Genomic DNA, 6,212 nt, shown 5'->3' on the forward strand with positions numbered 1-6,212 from the left:
CCCCGCCCAGGCGCAGGGGGCGGTGGCCGTGGGCCACCGCCGCCGTCCTGGTGCCCGCCGTCGCGGCGGCCGGGACGATCTGGTTCCTGCGCACCAAGGGCTCACCGGAGGCGACGGCTGACTCGTACCTGTCCGCCTGGTCCGAGCAGAACTATGCGGAGATGCGCAGGCTCGTCGCCGACCCGCCCGCCGACTTCGAGCGCTGGCACCAGCGTCTCCGCACCGACCTCAAGCTCACTGGGGCAACCTTTAAACGCCCTGCGGCCGACCGGCCGGAGCAGGAGGCGGACGGCCGCGAGGTCACCTTCCGCGCCGAGCTGACCGGCCCCAAGCCGTGGGCCTACAACGGCCGGCTGAAGCTGGTCGAGCAGGGCGGCGAGTGGAAGGTCTCCTGGACCCCCGCCACCGTCAACCCGTCGCTCAAGCAGGGCAGATCGCTGCGGCTGGTCACGGACAAGGCCGCGACGCCGCAGGTGCTTGCGGCCGACGGCACCCGGGTCGACACCACGGACGCGCCCGGCTCGGTGCTGCAGCTCGTGGACGGCCTCAAGCAGACCTACCCGGACCGGTTCGCCGGCGAGCGGCGGATTGATCTGTACCAGGGTGAGCGGTTCCTCCAGACCCTGGCGAGACCGAGCGAGAACAAGCCGCTCCGCACCACCATCGACCTGAAGGTCCACCGGGCCGGCGCCGACGCGCTCGACGACGTGCGCAAACCCGCCTCGCTGGTGGCGGTCCGGCCCTCCACCGGCGAGATCCTCGCCGTGGTCAACAAGCCGGGCGGGTTCAACCGGGCGCTGCTCGGCAAGTATCCGCCGGGCTCGACGTTCAAGGTGGTCACCGCGTCGGCGCTGGTCGCGGACGGGGCCGAGCCGGACGAGCGGGTCGAGTGCCCGGCCGAGCAGAACATCGGCGGCTTCCCGTTCCACAACGCGGGCTTCCACGACTACGGCCGGCTCTCGTTCCGGGACGCGTTCGCCCACTCGTGCAACACCACGTTCGGCGCGATGGGCGTGGACAAGCTGGGCGGCGGCCGGCTCGCCGAGGTGGCGGCGGCGTTCGGCTTCGGCGCGGCGATCACGCCGGGCGTGCCGGCGGTGCGGGCCGAGTTCCCCGTCCCGAAGGACGACACCGACCTGGCCTCCGCGTCGATCGGGCAGGGCAGGGTGCTGGCCAGCCCGCTCAACATGGCCTCCGTCGCCGCCGCCATCGCCGACGGCTCCTGGCGCCCGCCCCGGCTGGTCCCCGCGAACCTGGTGCCCGACCGCACGCTGCGGGCGCGCCCGCTGGAGGACGGCGTGGTGAAGGCGCTGCGCGACCTCATGCCCGCCGTCGTCACCGACGGCACCGCGCACGAGGTGAGCTTCCCCGGCGGTACGGCGGGCAAGACGGGCACGGCCGAGTACGGCTCGGGCAAGGAGCCGCCCGCGCACTCGTGGTTCGTCGGCTACCGGGGCGACCTGGCGTTCGCGGTGGTCGTGGAGGGCGGCGGCGCGGGCTCGGCGGTGGCGGCCCCGATCGCGGCCCGCTTCCTCACCGAGCTGGCCTGAGCCCGCCCGGGGGCGGAATCAATTCAGATGCACCCCACCAGCTCGATTTCGTAGCCTCGGCCCCATGAACGACCGCGCCTTCGTCCCGGACGACTTCGCCGTCCCCACGTCCCTGGCCACCCCGCGGTTCCGCCTGGAACCCCTGGGCCCCCAGCACAACGTCTCCGACCACGCCGCCTGGACCGGCAGCATCGAGCACGTCCGCGCGACCCCGGGCTTCCGGGAGGGGAAATGGCCGCCCGCGGACGGCATGACCCTGGAGGCGAACCTCGCCGACCTGGAGCGCCACGCGAACGACTTCGTCCAGCGCCGCGGCTTCACCTACACCGTCCTCGACCCGGACGACGGCGAGGTGATCGGGTGCCTCTACATCTATCCCTCCCGCGACGCCGACCACGACGCCAAGGTGTCCTCCTGGGTCCGGGCCGACCGGGCCGAGCTGGACGTGCCCTTGTACGAGGCCGTGAAGGGATGGCTGGCCGCGGACTGGCCTTTCAGGACGCCCGGCTACCAACCGCGCTAAGCCCATCCAAGGGGTAGTCCGACAGGAGCTCGCACACCTCGGGCACGTCGCGGAACGAGCCGAGCCGACCGAGCACGATCCCGGCCTCCCAGATCGACGACGCGGTGGCGTCGTCGGGCGTCGAGCTCGCCGACGAGGACGTACGCGCCCTCACCGCCCCCTGAACACCACGGTACGACTGGCAGGGCGTCTCGGACGAGGCGACCATGGACGCGATCCGCGCCCGTGTCCCGGGAGCGGCGCTGACGTGAGGCCGGCGGTCAGGATGGCTGGACCGCGGGCCAGGAAGGCTGAACCGCTGTTCAGGATGGCTGGACCGAGTCGAAGAGGGCGAGGGCCTCGGCGGGGTCCGGGCTCACGAGGCGTTCCAGACCGGCCGCCGTGAACTCCGCCCACTTGGCGGCCCGTGCCCACATCTGTTCCTCGAAGGCGCGGACGACCTCGTCCAGGTCACCTGGGTCGGGGGTGGCGGCGATGGACTCGGCGAGTTCGGCGCCCTCCAGCATCGCGAGGTTCGCGCCCAGCCCCAAGGGGGGCATCAGGTGGGCGGCGTCGCCCAGGAGGGTCACCCCGGGGACGTGGGCCCAGGTGTGGGACACGGGCAGGACGTGGAGGGGGCGGGGGATGAAAGCGGCGCCGTGGCGGAGAAGGTCCAGGACGGGAGCGGCCCAGCCGTCGAACAGAGCCAGCAGACTTGACCGCACGGCCTCGACGTCGGCCCCGTCCAGGCCCGCGACCGCGCTCGTGTCCGCGCTCGTGTCCGCGCTCGTGTTCAGCGGCGCGCGGAACTGGGCGTACACCTTGACGTGGCCGCCGCTGTTGCGCTGGGCGACGAGGGCGCGGTTCACGCCGTACACCGCCATGGAACCGTCGCCGATCAGCCGGGCGAGGTCGGGGTGGCGGGTGTCGACGTCGTCCAGAGAGGTCTCGACCAAGGTGACGCCGGTGTAGTGCGGCGTCACGGAGGAGAGCGCCGGGCGGACCCGCGACCAGGCGCCGTCCGCACCGATCACGAGGTCGAACGTCTCCTCCCGCCCGTCCGCGAAACGCACCAGCGCACCGTCCCGCGTCCCCGGCATCACCTCCGTCACGCCCCTCCCCCACTGGACGTCGAGGGGGCCGAGCAGCAGGTCGCGGAGCTGCCCCCGGTCGATCTCGGGGTTGGCCAGGTCATCCGGACGGGCTGGCCAGTCACGCAGGACGGTCCCGTCCACGTCCAGGATGCGCATGGCCTGCCCCTCGGGACGGGACAGCGCCTCGAACTCCGCCAGCAGCCCCGCCTTCTCCAGCGCGAGCTGTCCCATCTTCTCGTGCAGGTCCAGCGTGCCTCCCGGGGGGCGGGCGTCGGAGCCGGGATCACGTTCGAGGACGGTGACGGGGCAGTCGTGGCGGTGCAGGACGCGGGCGAAGGTGAGTCCGGCAGGACCGGCCCCGATCACGGCGATACGATGTCTCATGTCGATACACTGTATCGATGCCTTACGGCGTATCGCAACAGTACGATGCACTCATGACTGTGTGGGACCGGCCGGAGCCGCCGACACGCCCCACCCCGCTCGACCGGGAGCGAATCGTCGCGGCCGCCATCGCGCTGGCCGACGAGGGCGGGCTGGAGGCGGTGTCGTTGCGCAAGGTCGCCGCCCGGCTGGACGCCGGCCCGATGCGGCTGTACGGCTACATCTCCACCAAGGAGGAGCTGTTCGACCTCATGGTGGACGAGGTGCACGCCGAGATCCTCCCCGAGGAGCGGCCCGGCGACTGGCGGGAAGCGCTGCGCGGCCACGCCCACCGCACCAGGCGGGCCACCCTCCGCCACGAATGGCTGGCCGACCTGCTCGGCGGCCGTCTCACCCTGGGCCCCAACGCCCTCGCCGTGAGCGAGACCATGCTGTCCGCCCTCGACGGCCTCGCCGACGTCGACACCGTCATGCGCGCCGTGGCGACCGTCAGCGCCTACACCACCGGCGCGATCAGGCGCGAGATCGCGGACCTGCGGTCCGAGCGCGCCACCGGCCTGTCCAAGCTCGACTGGCAGCGCGCCCACGGGCCGCACGTGAGCAGGATGCTGGCGACGGGCCGCTTCCCGGCGCTGGCCAAGGCCATGCACGAGGGCGCGGAGGTGGACGCGGAGACGTCCTTCTCGACCGGGCTGGAATGGGTCCTCGACGCCGTCGCCACCAAGCTGGCCCCGCTGCCGGGGTGACGCGCGAGTTCTCCAGGTGACATCGGTGGCGCCGCCTGACGCCGCCGGGCCGCACACTTACCTGTTCAGCCGGTTACTAGGGCAAGCCCGGACGACCAGGCCGCATCGGTGATCAGTCTCAGCGACGGCATCCAGGCCATGTGCACTGAGCCTGACTTCTCGGATGCTGAGCGATCACCTGTTGGCGTTGTCTGGGCTCGCTCCGGTCAAGAGGCCGCTTGCGTGTGGAAGGCGCCCGAGCGTCAGCGAGGACCGTGCTTTTGTGGGGGTCTGGGGGGCGCTGAGCCCCCCAGGGGGCGCAGTCCGGAGCCCCGTAGCGCGAAAAGCGCCCCCGAAGGCGGAGGCCCGAGCGGTGCCGAGCTGGGTCAGCGGGCCGGGCTGACCGGGGCCGTGAGGCCCGCCACGGCGGCCACCACCTCCGAGGCGTTCGACAGGTCCGGCAGCACGAGGTCGGCTCCGGCCTCGCGCAGTTCGCCGGCCATCGACCGTCCCGACGCCACCCCGATCATCGCCGCCCCGCCGATCTTGGCCGCCTGGACGTCGCGCGTGGAGTCGCCGATCACCACGGTGTTCGCGGCGGTGAACGGCTGGCCGAAGCGGGCCTTGGCCCGTCCCTGGGCGACCTGGAGCAGCGTCGCCTTGGGGTAGACCTCCTCGCCGTAGCCGCCGAGTTCGAAGTCGATGTGCTTGTCCAGCCCGAACGCCTTCAGCTTGTGCACGGCGTTGCTCTTGATGGTCCCGGTCAGTACGGACTGCACCACGCCGTCGAGCCTGGCCACGGCCTTGAGGGCGTCCTTGGCCCCTGCCATGGCGCGGCCCTCCTTGGCCAGCCGTCCGCGCCGGTCGGCGAAGGCCAGGGCCAGCGCCGACAGGAACTTGGGCAGGTGGTCGTCCTGGGCCACGATGCCGTTGACGGCGAGCGTCTCGAAGACGATCTCGGAGTCCGGCCGCCCCGCCGCCGCGGTCAGCTTGACCAGCGGCCGCCCGGTCACCAGACGGAACGCCTCCGCGTAGGCGTCCCTGGTCACGATGGCGACGTCGACCAGCGTGAGGTCGATGTTCCAGAGCACAAGGCGTTTGATGGCAGCCTCCTGAGGGGTCCCAGCCAGGGTACGGCCATCGCCGCCGCTGAAGCGCCCGTCTGGGCGATTCGGGCATGGTTGAGCACTTCGCGGCCCGCCTCTCAGACGCGACCGAGCCCCTCAACGAGCACTACAGCGAACACTCAGCGAGCCCCTCGGCAGGCGCGTCAGGCGTGGCGCAGCGCCTCGGCGAGTGTGTCGACGACCGGCAGCCCGGTGGCCTCCAGCTCGGCGCGGGTGCTCATGCCGCCCGTGTAGAGAACGGCCTTGGCCCCCACGTGCCTGGCCGCGAGCCCGTCGTCCACGCTGTCGCCGATCACCAGGATGTCGCCGGGCGGCAGGCCGAGCGCCTCGATGTGGGCGGTCATGTGCACGGCCTTCTCCCCGCCCGTCAGGCCGAGCAGACCGTCGACCCTGGTGAAGTGGCGGGTGATGCCGAACGACTCCACCAGCGGCACCAGGTGCGCGTGCGGCGCCATCGAGCAGAGCGACTGGGTGCCCACCCAGCCGGCCAGCGAGGCCAGGGCGTCGGCGGCGAGCCCGCAGGCGGCGCTCAGGCGGAAGTAGTGCTCGTGGAAGCCGTCGTCGAGCAGCTCCCACTCGCCCTCTTCGAGCGGGCGGCCGAGCAGGCGTTCGTAGGCGACCCAGATGGGCCGGGTGTAGACGGCGCGGAAGCCGTCGGCGTCGAGCGCGGGCAGGGAGTATGCCCTGAAGACCTCGTTCGTGGCTCCGACCACGGCATCGATGTCGTGGAACAGCGTGCCGTTCCAGTCCCAGATGATGTGCTTTGTCATGTCATTACCAGCGTAGCCGCCGGGTGTGACAAGCCGGTGAACGAGTGAGGCCGCGACCTC

At 72.0% G+C, this 6,212-nt stretch carries 6 protein-coding genes; 3 read left to right on the forward strand and 3 right to left on the reverse strand.

Translation table 11 applies throughout. The features are described from left to right. A partial coding sequence (locus KME77_RS13100; protein ID WP_372451171.1) for a penicillin-binding transpeptidase domain-containing protein occupies nt 1-1,550 on the forward strand: 1,550 nt, incomplete at its 5' end. Nucleotides 1,551-1,614: 64 nt separating this feature from the next. After that, entirely contained in the window at nt 1,615-2,073 is a 459-nt protein-coding gene (locus KME77_RS13105; RefSeq protein ID WP_219466390.1) for a GNAT family N-acetyltransferase, read from the forward strand. 302 nt (nt 2,074-2,375) lie between these two features. On the opposite strand, the gene KME77_RS13110 is transcribed toward KME77_RS13105, so the two are convergent. Next, complete coding sequence (locus tag KME77_RS13110; protein WP_219466393.1) at nt 2,376-3,530, reverse strand: FAD-dependent oxidoreductase; 1,155 nt, start codon at nt 3,528-3,530, stop codon at nt 2,376-2,378. A gap of 53 nt (nt 3,531-3,583) precedes the next feature. Here KME77_RS13110 and KME77_RS13115 point away from each other — a divergent pair, with 53 nt between their 5' ends. Beyond that, entirely contained in the window at nt 3,584-4,276 is a 693-nt protein-coding gene (locus KME77_RS13115; RefSeq protein ID WP_219466396.1) for a TetR/AcrR family transcriptional regulator, read from the forward strand. Between the two features lie 365 nt (nt 4,277-4,641). Here the strand turns inward: KME77_RS13115 and KME77_RS13120 are convergent, their stop codons facing one another. Together KME77_RS13120 and KME77_RS13125 are read right to left on the reverse strand one after the other, a co-directional pair. Continuing rightward, nucleotides 4,642-5,346: an HAD family hydrolase gene (locus KME77_RS13120; RefSeq protein WP_219466399.1), complete on the reverse strand. Its 705-nt coding sequence runs from the start codon at nt 5,344-5,346 to the stop codon at nt 4,642-4,644. Between the two features lie 179 nt (nt 5,347-5,525). After that, nucleotides 5,526-6,152, reverse strand: a complete 627-nt coding sequence (locus tag KME77_RS13125) for an HAD family hydrolase (RefSeq protein ID WP_219466405.1) — start codon at nt 6,150-6,152, stop codon at nt 5,526-5,528. Nucleotides 6,153-6,212: the final 60 nt, after the last annotated feature.

Origin of the sequence: Nonomuraea rhizosphaerae, assembly GCF_019396405.1 — a bacterium.
In the GTDB taxonomy this organism is placed as follows: domain Bacteria; phylum Actinomycetota; class Actinomycetes; order Streptosporangiales; family Streptosporangiaceae; genus Nonomuraea; species Nonomuraea rhizosphaerae.